At 61.9% G+C, this 20,798-nt stretch carries 23 protein-coding genes and 2 pseudogenes; 17 read left to right on the forward strand and 8 right to left on the reverse strand.

Features of this window, described 5'->3' with window-relative positions; all coding sequences use genetic code 11:
• The 3 genes and pseudogenes from OWC48_RS44600 to OWC48_RS47015 all read right to left on the reverse strand — a co-directional run.
• Positions 1 to 111 (reverse strand): annotated as a pseudogene (locus tag OWC48_RS44600) (glycosyltransferase family 4 protein); the annotation flags it as partial.
• A gap of 698 nt (positions 112 to 809) precedes the next feature.
• The gene (locus OWC48_RS44605; RefSeq protein WP_282525725.1) at positions 810 to 1,460 is read right to left on the reverse strand and encodes a DUF2934 domain-containing protein; all 651 of its coding nucleotides are present in this window, start codon (positions 1,458 to 1,460) and stop codon (positions 810 to 812) included.
• Positions 1,461 to 1,929: 469 nt separating this feature from the next.
• Complete coding sequence (locus OWC48_RS47015) at positions 1,930 to 2,436, reverse strand: dihydrodipicolinate synthase family protein (protein ID WP_306664756.1); 507 nt, start codon at positions 2,434 to 2,436, stop codon at positions 1,930 to 1,932.
• Between the two features lie 234 nt (positions 2,437 to 2,670).
• Between OWC48_RS47015 and OWC48_RS44615 the strand changes: the two genes are divergently transcribed.
• The 12 genes from OWC48_RS44615 to dhaK all read left to right on the forward strand — a co-directional run bounded on the left by OWC48_RS44615 (position 2,671) and on the right by dhaK (position 12,714).
• Positions 2,671 to 4,017, forward strand: a complete 1,347-nt coding sequence (locus OWC48_RS44615; RefSeq protein ID WP_282525726.1) for an ABC transporter substrate-binding protein — start codon at positions 2,671 to 2,673, stop codon at positions 4,015 to 4,017.
• Between the two features lie 103 nt (positions 4,018 to 4,120).
• Positions 4,121 to 5,080, forward strand: a complete 960-nt coding sequence (locus OWC48_RS44620) for a carbohydrate ABC transporter permease (protein ID WP_014492573.1) — start codon at positions 4,121 to 4,123, stop codon at positions 5,078 to 5,080.
• Complete coding sequence (locus OWC48_RS44625; RefSeq protein ID WP_028150087.1) at positions 5,077 to 6,030, forward strand: carbohydrate ABC transporter permease; 954 nt, start codon at positions 5,077 to 5,079, stop codon at positions 6,028 to 6,030. The genes OWC48_RS44620 and OWC48_RS44625 overlap by 4 nt, the downstream gene beginning before the upstream one ends.
• Entirely contained in the window at positions 6,027 to 6,239 is a 213-nt protein-coding gene (locus OWC48_RS44630) for a hypothetical protein (protein WP_282525727.1), read from the forward strand. Before OWC48_RS44625 ends, OWC48_RS44630 begins: the two co-directional genes overlap by 4 nt.
• Positions 6,240 to 6,245: 6 nt before the next feature.
• Entirely contained in the window at positions 6,246 to 7,343 is a 1,098-nt protein-coding gene (locus OWC48_RS44635; RefSeq protein ID WP_282525728.1) for an ABC transporter ATP-binding protein, read from the forward strand.
• Positions 7,336 to 8,343 (forward strand): ABC transporter ATP-binding protein, encoded by a 1,008-nt coding sequence (locus tag OWC48_RS44640; protein ID WP_282525729.1) that lies wholly within the window; start codon positions 7,336 to 7,338, stop codon positions 8,341 to 8,343. Before OWC48_RS44635 ends, OWC48_RS44640 begins: the two co-directional genes overlap by 8 nt.
• Positions 8,340 to 8,954, forward strand: coding sequence for a dihydroxyacetone kinase subunit DhaL (gene dhaL, locus OWC48_RS44645; protein WP_282525730.1), 615 nt, complete (start codon positions 8,340 to 8,342; stop codon positions 8,952 to 8,954). Before OWC48_RS44640 ends, dhaL begins: the two co-directional genes overlap by 4 nt.
• Entirely contained in the window at positions 8,951 to 9,352 is a 402-nt protein-coding gene (gene dhaM, locus OWC48_RS44650) for a dihydroxyacetone kinase phosphoryl donor subunit DhaM (RefSeq protein WP_282525731.1), read from the forward strand. Before dhaL ends, dhaM begins: the two co-directional genes overlap by 4 nt.
• Positions 9,345 to 9,659, forward strand: coding sequence for an HPr family phosphocarrier protein (locus tag OWC48_RS44655; RefSeq protein ID WP_028150081.1), 315 nt, complete (start codon positions 9,345 to 9,347; stop codon positions 9,657 to 9,659). The genes dhaM and OWC48_RS44655 overlap by 8 nt, the downstream gene beginning before the upstream one ends.
• A 5-nt stretch (positions 9,660 to 9,664) precedes the next feature.
• A complete protein-coding gene (gene ptsP, locus OWC48_RS44660) occupies positions 9,665 to 11,263 on the forward strand; it encodes a phosphoenolpyruvate--protein phosphotransferase (RefSeq protein WP_282525732.1) in 1,599 nt (532 codons plus the stop codon).
• Positions 11,260 to 11,685, forward strand: a complete 426-nt coding sequence (locus tag OWC48_RS44665) for a hypothetical protein (protein ID WP_028160804.1) — start codon at positions 11,260 to 11,262, stop codon at positions 11,683 to 11,685. The genes ptsP and OWC48_RS44665 overlap by 4 nt, the downstream gene beginning before the upstream one ends.
• 39 nt (positions 11,686 to 11,724) lie before the next feature.
• Positions 11,725 to 12,714, forward strand: coding sequence for a dihydroxyacetone kinase subunit DhaK (gene dhaK, locus OWC48_RS44670; protein ID WP_282525733.1), 990 nt, complete (start codon positions 11,725 to 11,727; stop codon positions 12,712 to 12,714).
• 558 nt (positions 12,715 to 13,272) lie between these two features.
• Here dhaK and OWC48_RS44675 read toward each other — a convergent pair.
• Together OWC48_RS44675 and OWC48_RS44680 are read right to left on the reverse strand one after the other, a co-directional pair.
• A complete protein-coding gene (locus tag OWC48_RS44675) occupies positions 13,273 to 13,557 on the reverse strand; it encodes a hypothetical protein (protein ID WP_282525734.1) in 285 nt (94 codons plus the stop codon).
• Positions 13,558 to 13,743: 186 nt separating this feature from the next.
• Positions 13,744 to 13,935: a hypothetical protein gene (locus OWC48_RS44680; RefSeq protein WP_028150075.1), complete on the reverse strand. Its 192-nt coding sequence runs from the start codon at positions 13,933 to 13,935 to the stop codon at positions 13,744 to 13,746.
• 301 nt (positions 13,936 to 14,236) lie between these two features.
• On the opposite strand from OWC48_RS44680, the gene OWC48_RS44685 reads away from it, so the two are divergent.
• Positions 14,237 to 14,458: a hypothetical protein gene (locus tag OWC48_RS44685; protein WP_282525735.1), complete on the forward strand. Its 222-nt coding sequence runs from the start codon at positions 14,237 to 14,239 to the stop codon at positions 14,456 to 14,458.
• Positions 14,459 to 14,686: 228 nt separating this feature from the next.
• On the opposite strand, the gene OWC48_RS44690 is transcribed toward OWC48_RS44685, so the two are convergent.
• From OWC48_RS44690 to OWC48_RS44700, 3 genes and pseudogenes are all read right to left on the reverse strand, one after another.
• Entirely contained in the window at positions 14,687 to 14,917 is a 231-nt protein-coding gene (locus OWC48_RS44690) for a hypothetical protein (RefSeq protein WP_282525736.1), read from the reverse strand.
• Positions 14,914 to 16,327: pseudogene (locus tag OWC48_RS47620) on the reverse strand (sensor histidine kinase). The gene OWC48_RS44690 and the pseudogene OWC48_RS47620 overlap by 4 nt, the downstream one beginning before the upstream one ends.
• A gap of 5 nt (positions 16,328 to 16,332) precedes the next feature.
• Positions 16,333 to 17,007, reverse strand: coding sequence for a response regulator transcription factor (locus OWC48_RS44700; protein WP_282525737.1), 675 nt, complete (start codon positions 17,005 to 17,007; stop codon positions 16,333 to 16,335).
• Between the two features lie 320 nt (positions 17,008 to 17,327).
• Between OWC48_RS44700 and OWC48_RS44705 the strand changes: the two genes are divergently transcribed.
• The 4 genes from OWC48_RS44705 to OWC48_RS44720 all read left to right on the forward strand — a co-directional run bounded on the left by OWC48_RS44705 (position 17,328) and on the right by OWC48_RS44720 (position 20,689).
• Positions 17,328 to 17,906, forward strand: coding sequence for a class I SAM-dependent methyltransferase (locus tag OWC48_RS44705; RefSeq protein WP_282525738.1), 579 nt, complete (start codon positions 17,328 to 17,330; stop codon positions 17,904 to 17,906).
• A gap of 10 nt (positions 17,907 to 17,916) precedes the next feature.
• Positions 17,917 to 18,576: a DedA family protein gene (locus OWC48_RS44710; protein WP_282525739.1), complete on the forward strand. Its 660-nt coding sequence runs from the start codon at positions 17,917 to 17,919 to the stop codon at positions 18,574 to 18,576.
• 239 nt (positions 18,577 to 18,815) lie between these two features.
• Entirely contained in the window at positions 18,816 to 19,685 is an 870-nt protein-coding gene (locus OWC48_RS44715; RefSeq protein ID WP_282525750.1) for a UDP-2,3-diacylglucosamine diphosphatase, read from the forward strand.
• Positions 19,685 to 20,689: a glycosyltransferase family 1 protein gene (locus OWC48_RS44720; protein ID WP_282525740.1), complete on the forward strand. Its 1,005-nt coding sequence runs from the start codon at positions 19,685 to 19,687 to the stop codon at positions 20,687 to 20,689. Before OWC48_RS44715 ends, OWC48_RS44720 begins: the two co-directional genes overlap by 1 nt.
• Positions 20,690 to 20,798: the final 109 nt, after the last annotated feature.

Here is a 20,798-nt window from a genome sequence, read left to right on the forward strand (position 1 = left end):
GTGTCCGAGCTCGACCAGTTCGTCCACCAGCCAGGCGATCACCCGCTCTGTGCCGCCATAAAGCTTTGGAGGGACGCTTTCGGCCAAGGGGGCGAGCTGGGCGATGCGCATCGGCGCCTAATCCCCCAACGCGCATCGCAGCGCCAGCACGACGGTCGCCGAAATGAGAGACGAGATGGCCAGCAGGGTCCAACTGGGTCTTGTGCTTCCGCGAGCCATCCGCGCGACGAACATCATCATGCGCGTCAGCATTCGTCCGCGGGAAGCCGGTGCAGATAGGCAAGTCCGAAGCCTGCGAGTTCTTCGGAATCGCTTACTCGCTCTTCCCCTCTCCGTTGTAGGTGACGCTCGAGCAGGCAGCGGCGGCTGTCTGATGCATCAACGCCGGGACGCGTCGCCCTGAAGATCGACCACGCCGTGTCTGCGGCCCTTCTGACCGTAACCTCGTCCACCATTCTCACGCTCCGGCGACTCGGATCCAATCACTGGCAACTCAACTTGCCCCGTAAAGTTTCCAGTTTTTCCCGAACGTTCAGGCTCCCTTCGGGCGGGTCATCCGCGCGCTGGTGCGCAGAAGCGCGACATGGCCATTCTGGCGACCAACGGCCGGGATTGGGCCGACCGCACCAAGCGGCTGGCTGCGCGCGTGGCGGACCTCGACATCTTTTCGCAAGGCCTCGTAGAGCTGCATTTTGAGAGCACGCTGCCACGCATGCGGGATCGGAGCAATCCTACGTCCAGCCAGCGCGCAAGTGGGACTGCAAACCATAAGCGGAAGAGGTCCGCTGGCGCGGAGGTTTGAGTGACGTTCAGAGCGCGTCGGGCGTCTTCAATACGTGCCTTACCTGCTCCTCTTTGAGCTGGCGTTCTGCCTCATGCCAAAATTCATCCATCTGTCCGTCGGGCTTGCCGGCCCCCTCCCATAGCTTGTAGGCGCGTGCGCGGATATCGTCCTTGTAGACTTGGGTCATGTGGACCTCCCGACAAAGCACGGCTTCGCCTTGGGGGGCTTCAGGGGATAGTGGCAAGGGCAGTGCAGGCCAGCGATCGGCGGGAAAACTGGACCGCCAATTCAAGCCGTCCGCGCGCCCGCGGTTCCGGATCGTCTCAACTGCATTTTGATCGCGGAGCACGCACCGTTCAGGCCCCTCCGCCCGCGTCTCATTTATACCGTTTGGTTCGCATGAAGCGCCGCTTTTGCCAGCCTGTTCGCTCTCTGCTCGCAGCCAAAACTCCAGATCGCGCCCGTCCGGCCGACCGGATTCGCGCCAGAGCTCAAAGGCGCGATGGCTGGTCTGCTCGCGCAGAGCGGTAGCTTCCAATTCGTCGAGCCGGTTCCTGATGCTCTTGGCAAATCGCTGGAGTCGCTCCACGGTGGCGGCGTCGCAGATCAATGGGATCGCGCGATCGGCCAGCTCGAGCTGATGTTGCAACTTCTGAAGCTCGTCTCGGTACTCCATGACGTCACTCCGGCTCGCTTACCCGCGTCTAAGTAGGAAGCCGCCTGACTGTCAATTTGGACAACTTGCACTGCTGCAGTCTTCGATGACCGAGTCAGGAGAGATTCAGATCCCGTACCACGGCCGCAACATTCCTTTGCGCCTCTTCTCCAAGCGGTTGGATCGGCAATTGCGGGACTGCTTTCGCAAATCCGAGCCCGTTGAACATCGAATATACGACTCGGAGGCTGGTGAAGCGTCGGAACAGGTCCCAAATCGGTTGAAGCTAGTTGTTCAGGCGTCGGGCCGTCGCGGCATCACCGCGCTGGGCGGCTCGCACGATGGCCAGGCACGGTTTAGGAAATATACCCAAGAACGCTGTACCATGTCTCTCCACCGGCCAAGAGCGCGTCCGTGCAGTGCCAGTCAACGCTATAACCAAGGGATAGGTGCTCTCCCACAACATCGCGCAGACTGCGAATGTGATCGGTCACGCCGTCTTTGTCCGGAGCCGGACTCTTGACGGCGACGACGCCCTCGATCCGGCTAAGCCGACCGATCGGCCCAGGCGTGAACCGAAAATGCGTCGTGCCCGGGTTGTCGTGATGCATAGCGGCAGCTTTCCCAGTCGCGCCACCGTCTCAAAATGCGTGAAGACTTCGTCGTCCATGAGAGGTGTGTATGAAACCGCTGCGAGCAGGCCAGCGGTGGCGCCGGCAAGTCGGGCGTCTTGCGCCAGTTTTACCGCCTCGTCCGTCCGCAGCGCGCCGATGCCGACCAACAAAGGCGCGCGCTCCTCCACTTTCCGCGTGGCTATTTCGATCGCCCGCCGACGTTCCTCGCGCGTGAAAAAGACGTAGGATCCTGTGCTTCCAAGAAGTCCGATCGAGTCTACGTCCGCCGCGATCAAACGACCCAGCAGACTTTCGAGCGCGCTTTCGTCGATGCTGCCGTTTTGGTTAGCCAGTACCGGTTGAGCGCATGGTTGCTGCCTCAATTTCGCGAGGGCACCAAGACCGAGAGACTTAAGAGCGTGCTTGCAATGTTTAGTATATAGTGTTTCACTAAACAAATCGAGCTTGGCTGAATCCCTAAGAATCCAGGCAGGCGCGAGGAAACGTCCGTTTAGTCGTTCAGCCCGTGAAGGACTGTATCGCTCTGCTCGAAGCATTCGAGCGGGTTGGAGAGTCGCGCCATGTCGATGGCCGGCCCCACTGGGAGGGAAAGCGTTATGAAACAGACAGTAAAGGCGCTTCTTACTACGTTCGGAGTTCTCGCATCCGCGCTCGGTGTCGGAGTGGGGACTACTCCTGCGCATGCGCAGGCCAAGACCATCACGCTGTGCTGGGCCGCGTGGGATCCTGCCAACGCCCTGGTCGAACTGTCGAAGGATTTCACCGCCAAGACCGGCGTCGGCATGAAGTTCGAGTTCGTGCCGTGGACCAACTATGCCGACCGCTTCCTGAACGAGCTCAATTCGCATGGCTCGCTGTGCGATCTCATCATCGGGGATTCGCAATGGATCGGGGGCGCCGCCGAGAACGGTCAGTACGTCAAGCTCAACGATTTCTTCACAAAGGAAGGAATCAGCATGGACGACTACATGCCGGCGACAGTGGTCGGCTATTCCGAGTGGCCGAAGAACAGCCCGAACTATTGGGCGCTGCCCGCCATGGGTGACGCGGTGGGCTGGACCTATCGCAAAGACTGGTTTGCGCGGCCTGAGATCCAGGCGGATTTCAAGGCCAAGTACGGCCGCGATCTCGCCGTGCCGAAGACGCTCGATGAACTGCGCGACATCGCAAAATTCTTCCAGGGCCGCGAGATCGACGGCAAGAAGGTCTATGGCGCTTCGATCTATACCGAGCGGGGCTCGGAAGGCATCACCATGGGCGTGTCGAACTACCTCTATGATTACGGCTTCCAGTATCAGGATCCGAAGAAGCCGTATTCAATGGACGGGTTCGTCAACTCGCCCGGCGCCGTGAAGGGGCTCGAGGCCTACAAGGAGCTCTACAAGTGCTGTACGCCCCCCGGCGCATCCAACTCCTACATGTCCGAAGGGCTTGATGCGTTCAAGTCGGGGCAAGTCGCGCTGCAGATGAACTTCTTCGCCTTCTTCCCGGGCCTCTACAAAGATCCGAACGTCGGTGGGGACAAGATCGGCTTCTTCAGCAATCCCGCCGGCCCCGCGACCCAGGCGACGCAGCTCGGCGGGCAGGGCATCTCGGTCGTTTCTTATTCCAAGAACCAGGCCGAGGCGCTGCAATATATCAAATGGTTCTCCGGTGGAGATGTGCAGAAGAAGTGGTGGGCGCTGGGCGGCTATTCCTGCGCCAAGTCAGTGTTGAACGATCCGGGCTTCCCGAACAGCGCGCCGTTTGCCGGCGAGTTTTTGAAGTCGATGGGAATGGTCGTCGACTTCTGGGCCGAGCCCTCCTATGCCCAACTCCTGCAAGCCGAACAGAAGCGCGTGCATGACTACGTGGTGGCGGACAAGGGCACCGCGCAGGAAGCGCTCGATGGCTTGGTAAAGGACTGGAAGGCGATCTTCAAGGAAGAAGGCAAGAAGTTCTAGGGCAAACGCCTGGAGCGCACGCCGAGCGCGCTCCAGGCTCTCTTCGGTAGAACCCGCAGGCGTCGCATAGTCGACAATCGCGACGCCAGGATTGACCAGGGCCATGAACGATTTGAGCACTTCGTCGCAGATCACCTACCGCGCCGTCCCGATCCGACCAGGCGTGATACGTCGTATCCGCGGCCTTTCGGACCAGGCGCTCGCATGGCTCTTCATCACACCGACGATCGTGCTGCTGCTGGCGATCAATATCTTCCCGCTGGTATGGACGATCTACCTGTCATTTACCAACTACCGCGCCAATCGGCCGAACGCGCCGACGCTATGGCTGGGGACCGATTGGTACCAGTCGATCCTGACCGATCCGGATATCTGGGCGGCAATGCAGGTCACAGCGCATTTCGTGGTTTGGACCGTGCTGATCGAGACTGTGCTCGGATTCGGCCTTGCGTTCCTGATCGACAAGAAATTCCGTGGCCATGGCCTGTGGACCACGATCATTCTGTTGCCGATGATGCTCTCACCAGCGGTTGTCGGCAATTTCTGGACTTTCCTCTATCAGCCGCAGATCGGGCTGTTCAACTACGTGGTCGCCTTCTTCACGGGGCGCGGCGCTTCGTCGTTCCAGATGCTGGGAGACGTGACCCTCAGCCCGTGGGCCATCGTCATCGTCGACGCCTGGATGTGGACGCCTTACGTGATGCTGATTTGCCTGGCGGGGTTGCGGTCGATCCCGGATTACATTTATGAGGCAGCGGAGGTCGACCGCGCGTCGAATTGGCGGCAGTTCTGGTCGATCACGCTGCCGATGGCTCTGCCGTTCATCATGCTCGCGGTGCTCTTTCGCGGGATCGAGAATTTCAAGATGTTCGACATGGTCAACCTCCTGACCGGAGGAGGGCCGGGCTCGACCACTGAGGTCGCTTCGATCACACTGAAGCGCGCAGCCTTTGAGAGTTGGCGAACCGGCTATTCCTCGGCCTTCGCGATCATTCTGTTCGTGACAGTGTTTGGCCTTGCCAACATCTACGTCAAGGCGCTGAACCGGGTGAAAAGCAGATGAGCGCCTCAAATGCAGCCCACTCAGTCGTCGAACCGTCGACCGGCACTCGCCGCTTTGCCGGTCTGCTCGTCATACTCTATGCCATCATAACGATGGTTCCGCTGATATGGATCGTGCTCACCTCGTTCAAGTCGCCTGACGATGCGATCTCCTATCCGCCGAAGGTCCTCTTCAAGCCTTCCCTTGAAGGCTATTGCAATGTCTTCACAACACGCTCGCGTCAGACTCAGGAGTTTATCCAGACGCTGGGGCCGCCGCAGGGGCTTTGTGACAACATCGCGCGCAGCCGCAACATGGTTGTCGCTGGGCCGTCGAACTACGTGCCGCGCTTCATCAACTCGCTGATCATCGCCTTTGGCTCGACGGTGCTTGCCGTCGCGCTCGGTACGCTCTCGGCTTATGGTTTTTCGCGCTTCCGCGTGCCTCTCAAGGACGACCTCCTGTTCTTCATTCTGTCGACCAGAATGATGCCGCCAATCGCGGTCGCGATCCCGATCTACCTGATGTACCGGACCGTCGGGCTATCGGACACCCGTCTCGGGATGATCCTGCTCTACACTTCGGTGAACGTCTCGCTCGCTGTCTGGCTACTCAAGGGCTTCATCGACGAAATCCCGCGCGAATACGAAGAAGCGGCAATGATCGATGGCTATACGCGCTTTCAGGCGTTCGTGAAGGTGGTTCTACCGCAGGCGACGACGGGGATCGCGGCCACGGCGATCTTCTGCCTGATTTTTGCGTGGAACGAATACGCCTTTGCTGTGCTTCTGACCTCTGGCAACGCTCAGACCGCGCCCCCATTCATTCCGATCATCATTGGCGAAGGCGGCCAGGATTGGCCGGCCGTAGCCGCCGGCACGACGATCTTTCTTGTGCCGATCGTCGTGTTCACGGTGCTGCTTCGCAAGCATCTTCTGCGCGGGATTACCTTTGGGGCCGTTCGCAAATGAACCTCGATGTGAACACGTCAACGCCGCACGTCAGCCTGACGAGCAGAATGTTGCGGCGCGGTCCGCTGGAGGCCATCGCGACGGCGATCATTGCCGCAGGCGTGGTCATGCTGATGCAGCCGTTTTTTCTGACGCTTTATTCCTGGTCTTTCGCGGTCACTCTCTTTGGGACGGTGATGTTCACGATCGTCTCGAAGGTCCGGGAGTAGCGCTCGATGGCACAGATCAGGGTTGAAGCGCTCAACAAATCCTTTGGAGAGTTTCACGCAGTCAAGGGCGCGAGCTTTACGGTGGATGACGGCCAGTTCCTTTGTCTGCTTGGGCCGTCCGGCTGCGGCAAAACGACAACGCTGCGGATGATTGCAGGACTGGAATTGCCGACATCCGGCACGATCAGGCTCGACGGTGAGGACGTGACGATGAACCGTGCCTCCGCGCGAGATATCGCCTTCGTCTTCCAGCTATTCGCGCTCTATCCGCACATGAATGTCCGGCGCAATATCGGCTTTCCGCTCAAATGCGAGGGGATCGGAGCCGTGGAGTGCGACCGGCGCGTGGTGGAGGCCGCTCGGATCCTGCGCATCTCCCACCTCCTTGATCGGTCGGTTTCGACCCTCACCGGCGGCGACCGTCAGCGCGTCGCGCTTGGGCGGGCGATCGTCCGCAAGCCGAAGTGCTTCCTGATGGATGAGCCACTCGGAGCGCTCGATACCGAGATGCGCGAGGCGATGATTCAGGAATTGCGCGCGCTGCATGACCGGCTTGGCGCGACCACCGTTTACGTCACGCATGATCAACTGGAGGCCATGGCAATGGCGGACCTGATTGCGGTGATGAACAACGGCGTGGTCGAGCAGATTGCGAGTCCGCGCGACATTTATGACCGGCCTGTTTCGCTCTTCGTCGCGGACTTTATCGGTTCTCCAGCGATGAATTTCCTGCCGTTTCGCGGCAGCCTGCAAGCCGGGGCGCAGGCGATCCGGCTCGGGGATCGCGACGTTGCGATACCCACCGCACGCGAGGCTCTGGTGGAGAGCGACCTTGTCCTGGGCGTCAGACCCGAGCATGTGCGTTTTTCCGATAGCGGCATGGTGCGGGGCGAGATCTATGGGTCGGAATATCTCGGCACAACGCAGATCGTGACGGTGACGACGCCTTACGGCGCCCTCAAGGCCCGCTCGCCCGCCAGCATGCCCTTTCGGATTGGGATGAATGTCGGGCTCGATTTTCGGCCCGATACGTTGTCGCTCTTCGACCAGGGGTCGGGACGGGCAATACGCACCGCATTGCACGAGGGAGGCAAGCATGGCTGAAGTCGAGATCGGGGCGGTCTCCAAGGCGTTTGGCAAGACGCAAGCCGTCGTCGATCTGTCCCTCACCATTGGAGATGGCGAATTCGTTGCGTTGCTGGGGCCGACCGGCGCCGGCAAGACAACGACGCTGCGTCTCGTTGCCGGATTAGAGGCGCCCGACAGCGGTTCGGTCCGCATCGACGGACGGGATGTGACCAGTGATGCGCCGGCGGATCGCGACGTCGCCTTCGTATTCCAGCAATATTCGTTGTACCCGCATCTGACCGTGTTCGAGAACATGGCCTTTGCGCTACGCGCGCCGACTCGGCGCCTGCCGGAGGCCGAAATTCGCGCTAGGGTCGAACAGGTCGCGCGTCTTCTTCATATCGAGGCCAAGCTCCACAGCAAGGCGACCCAGTTGTCGGGCGGGCAGATGCAGCGCGTTGCGATTGGCCGCGCTCTGGTGCGCTCGCCCTCGATCTACCTGATGGACGAGCCGCTTTCTTCGCTCGATGCCAAGCTGCGCGGTGAAATGCGCCTGGAGCTTAAGCGCATCCAGATCGATCTCGGCGCGACGATCCTCTACGTCACCCACGACCAAACCGAGGCTATGACCATGGCATCGCGCATCGGCGTGATGGAGGCCGGGCGGCTGATGCAGATCGGCACGCCGCGCGAGATTTACGAGAACCCGGTCAACGCCTATGTCGCTGCCCGGCTCGGCCAGCCGATGATCAACCTGCTGCCGGCCGGTCTATTCGCGGGCGCTCCGTCGACCGCCAAGACCATCGGGGCGCGTACCGAGCACCTGGCTATCACACGCAATGGCGGAGACGTGTCGGCAACCGTCACGCGGGTCGAGCATCTCGGCGACCAGAGTCATTTGCACCTAGATCTCGGTGGTCAACCCGTTGTGACGTTGGCGGAGTCTGAGACCACGTTAGATGTCGGCGACGTGGTGTCACTACGCCTCAACAAGCCGCTGTTCTTCGACGCGACCGGCAGGAGGGTCGCAGCATGAGTCTCGATCGGGCCTCTAGGGAGAATCTGGTGCGGGCGCTCGCGGAAGCGGTGATCCAGCACGCCGACGAACTGACCAGCCTCGACCAGGCGATCGGTGACGGCGATCATGGGCTGAACATGAAACGCGGCTTCGAGGCCGTGCTCGCGACGTTGCCCGGCCTTGCGGACAAGTCTCTGCCAGAAATGCTGAAGTCGATCGGAATGACGCTGGTCATGAAGGTTGGCGGAGCCTCTGGGCCGCTGGTTGGCACCTACTTCATGGAGTTGGGCAAGGCGCTTCCAGAGCAGCCAACACGTGCAGAGTTCGTCGCGGCCGCGGATCTGGCGATCAACGCCGTGAAGGCACGCGGACGCTCAGAAGCAGGACAGAAGACCTTGCTCGACGTGCTGGTGCCGGTGCAAGCGGTATTGGCCGCGGGCGGCGATGCGCGGGCGATTGCGATGGAGGCAGCGCAGGCGGCCGATCGCACCACGCCGATGCTCGCTATTCGCGGCAGGGCCTCTTTTCTCGGCGAACGTTCGATTGGTCACATGGACCCAGGTTCGCGCTCAGTGTCCCTGTTGATCGGCGCTGCGGCTAAAGTATTGGAATTCGAGGTAAGGTTATGAGCAGTCCAGATCGCGGCAATGTCGGAATCGTCATCGTTTCACATTCGCCCAAGATTGCGGAAGGCGCGGCAGATATGGTGCGTCAGATGGTGGGCAATGCGGTGCCGCTCGCCTGGACCGGCGGCGATGTCGATGGAGGGCTCGGCACGAATGTTGCTGGAATCCTGGAGGCGATCGAGGCGGCGTGGTCCGCAGCAGGTGTGGCTGTGCTCGTTGATCTCGGCGGTGCGGAGACAAATTCCGAGATGGCGGTGGAAATGTTGGCTGAAGATCGAAGGGCGCGCGTCGTCGTCTGCAATGCCCCGGTGGTCGAAGGAGCGGTGATTGCAGCGACGGAATCCTCGGGTGGCTCATCGCTCGCAGCCGTCAAGCGTAGCGCGGAGGAATTCTATGCATGATGCCCACGCCAGCCGGGCAGGTGAGACGTCGGTGCCGCTGACCGCCTCGGCGGTTCTCGTCAACAAGGTCGGACTTCATGCGCGGCCGTCGGTCAAGCTCACGCAGTGTGCGAAGAGGTTTGCCGCAAAGATCGAACTCGCCCTCTCTGGAGACGGGCCTTGGACGGATGCCAAGAGCCCGGTGAAGGTGATGCGTGTAAAAGCTCCGCAGGGGGCGACGCTGCATTTCCGGGTCGCCGGACCGGACGGAGAGGTGGCGCTTGCTGCCATGCTTGCGCTTGTGCATGACGGTTTTGGTGAGGCTTAACGGCAGTGGCAGAGATCCAACTTATCGGCCGTGCCGCATCGCCGGGCCTCGCGTTCGGGCCGGTCGCCGTGCTGACTGCGGCCGTGGCCGGGCGAATGGCGAGCGAGGATCCGGAGCAGGAGGCTGCAGCGCTGCGGGCGGCGATTGGGCGGGCGAGGGCGCAACTCGCCGAACAGATCAAGACGATTCAGAGTGAGGCGGCAGACATTCTGGAGTTCCAGGCCGCCATGTTGGAGGACGATGCACTAACAGATACGGCATATGAACTTATCGCGATCGGGATCGCTGCCGACCATGCCTGGCGCCGGGCACTCGACCTAGAGATCGCCGGCTATCGCGCGGCTGAAGATGAATATTTCCGTGCCCGGGCCGTTGATATCGTTGACATCCGCGATCGCGTGCTTGCGCATCTGGGCGGTGTGGATGTTGTCGCCGGAATCGCGGGCGGATCGATTGTTGCGGCTGAAGATATCACGCCTTCGACCTTTCTTGCGACTGACTGGTCGCAAGGCGGCGCGATCGCGCTGGCCAGTGGCTCACCTTCCTCGCATGTCGCCATGTTGGCGCGTGCGCGCGGGGCGCCGATGGTCGTTGGATTAGGTCCGTTGTCGTGGCATGGACAGCCACCAGTCTTGGCGCTGGTAGACGGCGACGCCGGAAGGGTCATCTTCGATCCGGAGCCGGAGACCATCCGTCTCTTTGAGCTGCGTATGGCGGCTGCGAAGGCCGAACTGGCTGTCGCCGAGGCGACCAGCCTTGCGCCTGCCTTCGTCGCCAATGGTCGGCGGATAGCGGTTCTGCTCAATGTCGCCGGGCCTGAAGACCTTGCAAACCTTGATTCCGCAATTTGCGACGGCATCGGCCTTGTACGCACGGAATTCCTGTTCGAGGCGGCCCACGGCCTGCCGGACGAGGAAACGCAATACAGGGTCTATCGAGACATTCTCGTCTGGGCCCAAGACAAGCCGGTGACGATCCGGACCTTGGATGCAGGCGGAGACAAGCAGGTTCCCGGTTTGACGGTCGAAGGTGAGAGCAATCCGTTTCTCGGCCTCCGCGGTATCCGCCTCTCGCTCGCGCGGCCGGAGGTGTTTCGCATGCAGCTCCGCGCGCTCTGCCGTGCGGCTGTCCATGGCACGCTGAAAGTGATGTTGCCCATGGTTGCGGTCCCGTCGGAATTGGACCGCGCGAACGAAATACTTGACGCGGAGTTCACAGCCCTCCAAGCGAAAGGAGTTGCCTGCGCTCGACCGCCGCTCGGCATTATGGTCGAGGTGCCAGCGGCGGCGCTCTGTGCAGCGGATTTTGGCGCTGCATTCTATTCCATCGGTTCGAACGATCTAACCCAGTACACCATGGCGGCGGCGCGCGACATCGGCGCAGTCGCTGACCTCAATGATACCAGCAATCCGGCTGTGCTGGCATTGATAGCCGCGACCGTCGAGGCCGGGCTAAAGCGTGGCGTCGAGGTTTCGCTCTGTGGCGACGCCGCGGCCAACACTCACCTCACGGCGGCGCTGCTCGCGACCGGATTGACAACTCTCTCTGTGTCGCCGATTGCCGTCGCACGGCTCAAGGCCGCAATCGCAAAGGTGAGTTCATGAAGGACGATGTCGGCAAGGACACGCCCGGTGACAAGAATGTCGCAGAATACAAAATAATCCTGCGAAAGGTACTCGACAATCGGCCCTCGGGGACGCGCCTGAAGCTTGCGGCGGCGCTGGGCAAGAATCGTTCGTTCGTGAGTCAAATCACGAATCCGGCTTATCTGGTGCCGATCCCGGCGAAGCATGTCGCGGTCATCTTCGACGTCTGCCATCTGTCCAGCGCCGAGCGTGCGGCATTTCTCGATGCGTATGGCCGCGCGCACCCCGGAAGACTGCGCGCACCCCACCGCGAAGCGCGCACGCGTGTCATTACGGTGACCGTTCCTGAACTTGGTGACGACAAGAAGAATCGTGCGCTCGAGCAGCTCATCGTCGATTTAGCCGCGCAGCTCGCGCGCTTTGCGGAAAGCGTCGGTTAGCCATTGAATCGAACTTTAGACCGGACTGGGAGAACGCTCATGAAAAAGCTGATCAACAGCGCCGATACTGTACTCGAAGAAAGTCTTGACGGCCTCGCCGCAGCGCACGCGGATATCCTGCTTCTCGGCGCCGAGCGAAAATTTGTGCGCCGTCGCACGTTGAAACCGGGCAAGGTCGCGCTGATTTCGGGAGGCGGCTCGGGACATGAGCCGCTGCATGCGGGCTTTGTCGGCCTGGGCATGCTCGACGCGGCTTGCCCCGGCCAGGTCTTCACCTCGCCGACGCCAGATCAGATGATCGAGGCTGCGGAGGCCGTCGACACCGGCGCAGGTGTGCTGTTCATCGTCAAAAACTATGAAGGCGATGTGATGAATTTCAACATGGCAGCCGAGATGGCCGGCCGAGAAGTCGCAAGCGTGGTGACGAACGACGACGTGGCGGTCGAAAAATCGACCTACACGACCGGTCGTCGCGGTGTCGCTGGAACGTTGATCGTGGAAAAAATGGTCGGCGCCGCTGCGGAGACCGGAATGCCGCTTGCCGCGCTCAAGGCGCTCGGCGATGAAGTCAACCGGCGTACGCGCTCGATGGGGGTAGCTCTATTGCCATGCACTGTGCCGGCCGCCGGACGGCCAAATTTCACGTTGGCCGACGATGAAATGGAAATGGGCGTCGGCATTCATGGCGAGCCTGGCCGGCGCAGGGTACCGTTGGCTTCCGCCGATGCGATCGCCGCCGAGGTGCTCGACGCGATCCTGAAGGATCTTGCGCCGAGCAAGGGCAGTGAAGTGCTGCTTCTCATTAACGGATTTGGTGCGACGCCTCTGATCGAACTCTATCTGATGGTCAATGCCGCAAAGCGGACTCTGGATCGCGCGGGGATCACCGTGACGCGCTTCCTGACCGGTTCCTACGTCACATCCCTCGACATGGCCGGTGTCTCGATCACCGTATCGGTGCTCGATCGCAAAGCCACGACATTATGGGATGCCCCGGTGCAGACCGCAGCTCTGCGTTGGGGCGTCTGATTTCCGCGCGGCTCATTTTTTGCTGCAATCGAAGTCCTATCGACTCCGCCCCGCTTAGGCTCGTCCATGCAAGGGAGCCGTTTCTCGTCGGCTCGATCGATCGAATAGTGGCGTCCGCGCCGCCAAGGTAGTGTGGCTGCCGAGAAAACCTGGATCGAGGCAATGAGAAGTAAGATTCAACAAAAAGGACCGGATCGGAGGATCCACTCGTAGCGCAAAAAGGGACGTTGGGGTGTAGATGTTGGAGCTGAATAGCTCCCGCTAGCTGAATCTAGCTCGAACTTCCCAATCATGGATCGGAGCGAGAGTTTGATTGTTTCAATAGTTGAAACAGTGCGTATGCACGATGTGTGCACCGAGAGTTCACAAAAATCTAACGCGCCCAATTTGGGGGGCCAACATCGTTCCAAATTCTGAGCCGGTAACGACCCTTCTTTGTCTGCGGCAGACCGTACCATCTCGCAGACAAAGGCTGGTGCGAGATGTGGAGCCTGCCGGCTGTGGGCGCTCAAGCAGCAAAGCAAGCGAGTGTGAGGCGTTGCCAACTATGGGGTCCGGTCAGCGTCCCTCGACCACGACGCTGCTTATCGGCCCGTTGTACCCTTGACCTGAAAAGTCGCCATCGTTTGGCTGACCGTACCAGATGATCCATTCGCCATGCGGACAATTGAAATCCCAAATATCTTGAAACCAGTCGCCCTCATACCAGTATCCGCGCCCTTTAAATTCGACACGATCTCCGCGAGCAATGTGATCCCACTGGTCCTTGCTAACTCCTAGCTCGACCATCACCTCGCCGTTGCCCCAAGTCGCAGCAGGCGCCTTGTAAGACACCTTCGGCATATGATGTGACGCCTTGGTTGGCTGGAGATATTCGGCAAGTCGGAGTGATCGATTGTCGCACTTGCGCCACATCGCGCGCCGCCTTTGTATACAGGACCGCATAAAATTAAACCAGGAATGCGCGATGGCAAAAATCCTCGTTGGCGTTGTTGCGATGCACCGAACAACGTACGCTCGGCGAGCGGCTCAGGCTGTATGTCGAAGAGAACTTCCATAATGCTTGAAGAAGTTATCAAGCTTCACTGGTTCGCCGGTATCTCGCCAGAACAGTCTTTTACCGAGGCTGGCCGCCACTGCGAGGCGGTGGTGGCCGCCGATTAAAGTATGGTCATCGGATGCTGTTGCGATGATCTCGCCGTCTTCGTCCACGATTTTCATGTGCTGCCTCCAATCCAGCGTGCGGTCAGGCCGCCGCGATGGTGCGCAATCTATCTAACCCTATGCGGGCTCTGGGCGTTCCAACCCATGAAGATCACAGCTTCCGTATTCGACATGCGCCACATCGCCGCCCTTTGTGTACCAACTGGCAAGGCCCGATTGTGGAGGGCGCGTGCCAGCACTCGACGGTCCCGGACCTGGAAGCCGCCCGGCGATGACAAATGGGCAAATTGTTTGTTGTGGATCAATTCCAAGGTGCCCGGACAGTCGTACGCTGCGTCGAAAACGAGGGAGGTTCCACATGGCATCAATCTTCTCGACGCCCGATCCAGAAAAATGCCCTCAATGTGGTTCTGGGTTGGTCCATCTAGAGTGGCGTGAGCGCGTCAATGCCCAAGAAATCCATGATCTTTGGCGCTGCTTTAACTGCAAAAGCGAGTTTGTCACCGCCGCCACTCCTGATGAGAGAGAACCCTCGGTCGTCGAGATAACCAAGCCCTTCTTTACGAGCCTAATCGTCTAATCGACTGGCGTGGCTCGCGCTTTAATTGACGCCTTGACCGCCAGCTTTTGCTTCAGCGCGAGGTGGTGGCGTCAGTCAAATTGCAACCTGGACCGAATATCGGTATCGGTGGTTGCTCGTCCCCGCAACCACTTCTGTCATAACTCACTCACCGTCCCGGTCTAACCGCCGGGACGGATGAGGCGGGTCACGGACCGGGCGATGGAGCCGGTCCAGTTTCATGCAACGTTACTCGATTCCTCCATGGTGATCCGGCGTCGCGGCACGCAGCGCTTCCAGCGCGCGATCGATCGCCTTGTCGACACTGCCGTGATTGGAGCTATAACCCTTGAAACTTGGCTCGCATATGCGGGCCTTCACTTTCTTGTCTGCTTGATCCCGGGCCAACGGCGTCGCTGAAGGACTGGCCGCCGGCCTTCGGCGTTCCCTTGCCACAATCAGCGGAATTTTAATCGTCAATGCTGCATATTTGGCGTTGGCGGCGTCCGGAGCCCGCGCGCGCCCTGGGCGGTCTGCCCCCCCGGAAACACCATGCGCATGCAGGCGCCGCCGGAGGGCGCCTGATCGGCCTCGATGTGCCCGCCGTGCAGGCGCATGATGGACTGTACCAGATCGAGGCCGAGGCCGGCGCCGCGGCCGCCCTGATGCAGCCGATGGAACGGTTCGAAGATGTGTTCGCGCTCCTCGGGCGGGATGCCATCGCCGTCGTCGCAGACCTCGATCCGGCCGTCATTCGTCACCCGAACCAGGATCGTGCCGCGCCGCCGTCCGTGGTCAATGGCGTTCTGCACCAGATTGGTGAGCGCACGTTCGAGCGCGGTCTGATCGCCTGTTACGACGACCGCCTCGTCTTCGTGTTCGAAAGACATTTCATAGCCGGCGGCGAAGGCGAGCGGCGCCAGGTCGAGGACGACCCGCCGGGCGACGCCGATGAGATCGACGGCGGCGAACGCGTCTGTTCCCTGGTCGAGGCGTTGCAGATCCAGAAGCTGGCCGGCCATGACGCTGAGGCGGGTGGTATCCTCGAGCAGCAGCGTCTTCTCCGGTCCGGCCGCAAGCGAAGACACCCGTGTCGAAAGAATTGCGATCGGGGTCCGCAGCTCATGCGCGGCATCGGCGAGGAAGCGCCGATGGCGCTCATAACCCTTGTCGAGGCGGCCGAGCGCGTCGTTGATGGCCTTGACCAGCGGGGCAATCTCGATCGGCACCTCGTCGAGCGGCAACTGCACGCCGCGCTGGTCGATGTCGATCCGCTCGGCCTGCGCCGCCGCTTGCCCGAGCCCCTTTCATGGTCCGGCGAACCACGAACGGCGTCGCCACCAGCGTCGCCAGCGTCATCAGCACGATGATCGGCAGAATGACATTCAGGAACAGGAACGGAGTCCCCGCCAACGCCCGCCACATCGACAGCTGGCCGTATGTTCCGGTCAGGATCTGGATCCGTCCGGCCGCGGTATCGACCCATTTGGCGAGCCCCGACGGCGGCGAGGCTTCCGCCGCATTCCATCTGAGCCGGGCCTCGCTCACGTGATCGAGGGCGGATGCGATCGGCGCGAATTGCGGCGGCACCGTGCCTTCGGAAAGCTGATGGCCCTCGGCGTCGCGGATGACGAACCAGAGGTCGGGGTGCTCGGATCGAATGACCGACAATTCGGGCGTTTGGTGCAGCGACAATCCGCCCGCGGCGTCGCGCGCGATCGCGTCCCTCAGCGCATCCAGGGTGCTGCCTTCATAGTCGTCGAGTAGCAGCCCGGTCCGCAACAGCACGATCGCGGCGAGCCCGATCAACAGGATCAGCAGCGTCAGCATGATCGCCTGCAAGCTCGCGAGGCGCCCAACCAGGCGCCAGGTCAGGGACCGCGGCCGCAGCGCGCTCACGTGGTCTCCCGCAAGACATAGCCGAGGCCGCGGACGCCGTTGATCGTCACGCCGGCGTCGGCGTCAGCGAGTCTGCGGCGCAAGCGCGAGACATGGGTGTCGAGCGCGTTGGGCTGAACCGCGTCGTCGAGACCGTAAACCGCCTCCATCAGCGCGGAGCGCTGCACCATACGTCCCATCCGATGCGCGAGCGCCTCTAGCAGCAGCAATTCGCGACGCGGCATCTCGAGCGTCTGGCCGTCGACGCTCGCCTCGCGATGACCGGAGTCGAACGACAGGCGGCCGATCCGCGCGACCTCGCTCTGTACATTGGCGGGGCGGCGCAACAGCGCCCGCAGCCGTGCCAGCAATTCCTCGAACGCAAAGGGCTTGCCGAGATAATCGTCCGCGCCCTTGTCGAGGCCCAGGACGCGGTCTGCAAGTTCGCCGCGGGCGGTGAGAACCAGCACCGGCACGGCATTACCGCTCTCGCGCAACTTCGGAATCAACGACAGGCCATCGCCATCCGGCAGCTGGCGATCAAGTACGATCGCATCGTAATTGCCCTCCGCGGCGATTACCTCGGCTTCGGACAGATCCGGCGCGTGATCGACGAGCATGTTGTGACGCGCGAGCGCCGCGCGCAGCGCCGTGACCATCTCCGGCTCGTCTTCTACCAACAGCACCCGCATCGAGAAGTCTTTCCTTCGCGCCCATCGTCATCTCTGCCGGTTTTATGCCCAATTCATTGCGGCAACCTTGCGGCCTCTGGCAGGCGAAACGTCGCGGATGATTTTCCAAGGGAAGCGCATTCGCGACAGATTCTCGCAAGCTTCGCATGACACTGAAGTCATCGTCGGGCCCGGCTTGATCATGTTGCCGCGCCGGACATGGCTCACTAGCGAGTGCCCTCCGCTTTCGATGGCGGGCACAGGCAAGCGGAAAGACATTTGAATGGCCTTGTTGCTGAACCCGACCCGCGAGACCGTCTACATCGCGAGGGAGAGCCGGCATGTCGGCTGCTGACATCCTGCCGTTCTTCCGCGCCTGGGTCCGCAATCCGCTGCGCGTTGCCGCCGTCGCGCCGTCAGGGCCCGCCGTGTCAGCGCTGATGGCGCAGGAGATCACCGCCGACACCGGTCCCGTCATCGAACTCGGTCCCGGCACCGGCGTATTCACCCGCGAACTGCTCCGTCGCGGCATCAGCCAACAGGATCTGACGCTGGTCGAATACGGCTCCGATTTCATCCCGCTGTTGCAGCAACGCTTCCCCGGTGCGCGCGTGCTGTGGATGGATGCAGCCTGGCTGGTGAGGGAAAAGCTGTTCGAGGGCGCGCCGGTCGGCGCCGTCGTCTCTGGGCTCGGGCTGCTCACGATGCCGCCGGAGAAAGTGCTCGCGATCCTTGGCGGCGCGTTTGCCTATCTCCGTCCGAACGGCGCGTTCTACCAGATCACCTACGGCCCGCGCTGCCCCGTGCCCGATGCGATCCTCGATCGTCTCGACCTGCAGGCAAGCTGCATCGGGCAGACCTATCGCAACCTGCCGCCGGCCTCGGTGTACCGGATCAGCCGCCGTCCCCCCTACACGTGACCGAGGCATCATGGACACGTCGAACACGATCGCAATGTTTCTCCATTTCGGCCTGCTGGGAATTGGTTGCCTGGCGGTGGCCGAGAAATTCATTCCGCTGTTTCCGTCCTACGTCCTGTTGATGCTGCTCGGTCTCACCGTGTCCGACGGCGCGACGCTTGCGATGACCATCGTGGCAACCAGCATCGGGTCCGTCGTCGGTGCGATCGGCTGGTACGGGCTCGGCCGCGCGCTCGGCTCGCAGCGCATCGAGCGGCTGGTGAGGACTTACGGAAAATACGTGTTGCTGCGGCCCTCGTTCTATCAGCAGCTCACCAATGCCTATCGCGGCAACCATTTCTGGGTGACGCTGATCGGCCAGACGCTGCCGACCGTGCGGATCTACCTCGCCTTGCCGGCCGGCGTGCTGCGGCTCGATCCGCGTGCCTTCGTCGCGGCCACCGCGATCGGCTCCGTGATCTGGAATATGCCGTTCCTCAGTCTCGGCTACGCGCTGCGCGGCAGCGGCCAGGATCCCGTCAGCGTCGGCTTCTGGGTGGTGGCCATCCTGATCTCCGTCGAGGTCGCGATCATCCTCGGACTTCGCTTCTACAAGCGCGCGATCGCGCGGCCGCGCCTCGTTCCGTCGCGTGCCATCGCCGCCCCCAAGCCTGTCGAGGAGATCGCATGAGAGCCCTGTTGTCCCGCTTCCGGCCTGGCTCCCACACCATCGAGCATCTGACGGCCGCGCTGCTGACCCTGCTCGCCGGCCTTCAGTTCGGCGTTGCGGCGTCCGACGGTCGGCATCGTGGCGCCCAACTCGCGCTGCTCGTCTTTGCCGTCGCCGTCTACTGGCATCGCTCGATCTTCCGTCGGCGCGCCAACCGCGATGTGACGAAAGCCGTTGCGGGATTGGCGGAAGCCGCGGCGATGGCGTTCCTCCGCGAGGGCAATAGCGCCGACCGGCCAGCGCAGTGCCTCGATCAGGCAGTGGCTTTGCCGCGCGATCTCGTCAAGGTCAGGAGCCTCTTCATCTCCGATGTCCATCTCGGCACAAGGGGATGCCAGGCCGAGCGGCTGATCGACTTTCTCCGTCACCATGACGCCGAGACCGTGTATCTGGTCGGCGATATCGTCGACGGCTGGTATCTGAGGTCGAGTTGGTACTGGCCGAGTGCGCATAATGCGGTGGTGCAGGAGCTCGTCGAGCTGGCGCGGCACGGCAAGCGGCTGGTCTATGTGGCCGGCAATCACGACGAGTTCGTCCGCGACTATGTCGGCTCGACCTTTGGCGGCGTCGAGGTGGTCGAGCATGCGATCCACCGCGGGATCGACGGCCGCGACTACCTCGTCGTCCATGGCGATCATTTCGATCTCGTGGTGCGCCACGCCCGCTGGCTCGCGCTGCTTGGCGACTTCGGCTACCGCACGGCGCTCGCCTCCAACGTCTGGCTCAACTGGATCCGGAGCCGGTTCGGGCTGGCCTACTGGTCGTTCTCGTCCTGGGCGAAGCTGCGGGTCAAGAATGCCGTCAACCACATCGGCCGCTTCGAGGAGGTGCTGTCGTTGGAAGCAAGACGCCACGATGCAGAGGGCGTGATCTGCGGCCACATCCACCACGCGGCGATGCATGACGAGTTCGGCATCCGCTACATCAACACCGGCGACTGGGTGGAATCCTGCACCGGCGTCGTCGAGCACCAAGACGGCCGGTTCGAGATCATCCGCTGGGCCGAGGCGCGGCCGCGACAGATGTCGGGCGAGGCGAGCGTGGTACCATTCGCAAGGGCGGTCGCCTGATGCGCGTGCTGGTGGCAACCGACGCCTGGCATCCGCAGGTCAACGGCGTGGTCCGTTCGCTCGAATATCTCGCCAGCGAAGCGCCCTCGCTCGGCGCCGACATCGCATTCCTCACCCCGGGCGATTTCCGCGCCGTGCCGCTGCCGGGCTACCGCGAGATACGCCTTGCGTTGGCCACGGTGGGGCGCATCGAGCGCGCGATCAAAAGCATGCGCCCGGACTCCGTGCACATCGCGACCGAGGGGCCGATCGGGTGGATCACGCGCTATGTCTGCCAGACGCGCGGCTACCCGTTCACGACCAGCTATCACACTCGCTTTCCAGAATATCTGGCAGCGCGGCTGCCGGTACCGTTGAAGTGGAGCTACGCAGCGCTGCGCCGCTTCCACAACAGCGGCGACGGCACCATGGTCGGGTCGCCGACGCTCGAGCGGGCTCTCAAGACGCATGGCTTCCGCAAGTTGATGCCGTGGTCACGCGGCGTCGATGCCGAGCTGTTCCGTCCCCGCACCGCGCGGCCGCTTTCCTTCCCGCAACCTGTGTTTCTCTATGTCGGCCGCGTCGCGGTTGAGAAGAACCTCGATGCCTTCCTCAATCTCGATCTGCCGGGCTCCAAGGTCGTGGTCGGGGACGGGCCGTCGCGCGCGAACCTGCGGGCACGATTTCCGCACGCACATTTTCTCGGCACGCGGACGGGGAGGGCGCTTGCCGAGGTCTATGCTTCGGCGGATGTCTTCGTCTTTCCGAGCCTGACGGATACGTTCGGGATGGTGATCCTCGAAGCCTTGGCGTGCGGCGTGCCGGTCGCGGCATTCCCGGTCATGGGACCGCTCGACGTGATCGGCCGGTCAGGCTGCGGCTGCCTCGATCTCGATCTGCGCCGCGCCGCGCTCGACGCATTGCAGGTGCCGCGCGAAGAATGCCGCGCCTACGCCCTGACCTTCACCTGGCGCGAAAGCGTGCGGCAGTTCATCGATAACATCAGGCGGGCGCACGGGATGTAGGCCGACGCCGCGCGACTGTTACTCGCGAGCAGATGGGCGCAATGTTATCGCTGCCCAATGGCGGTAGATTTTCAATCGCGCCCCTATACGGCGATCATCAGCACGGACG

This window comes from Bradyrhizobium sp. Arg816 (genome assembly GCF_029989365.1).
Classification (GTDB): Bacteria; Pseudomonadota; Alphaproteobacteria; order Rhizobiales; family Xanthobacteraceae; genus Bradyrhizobium.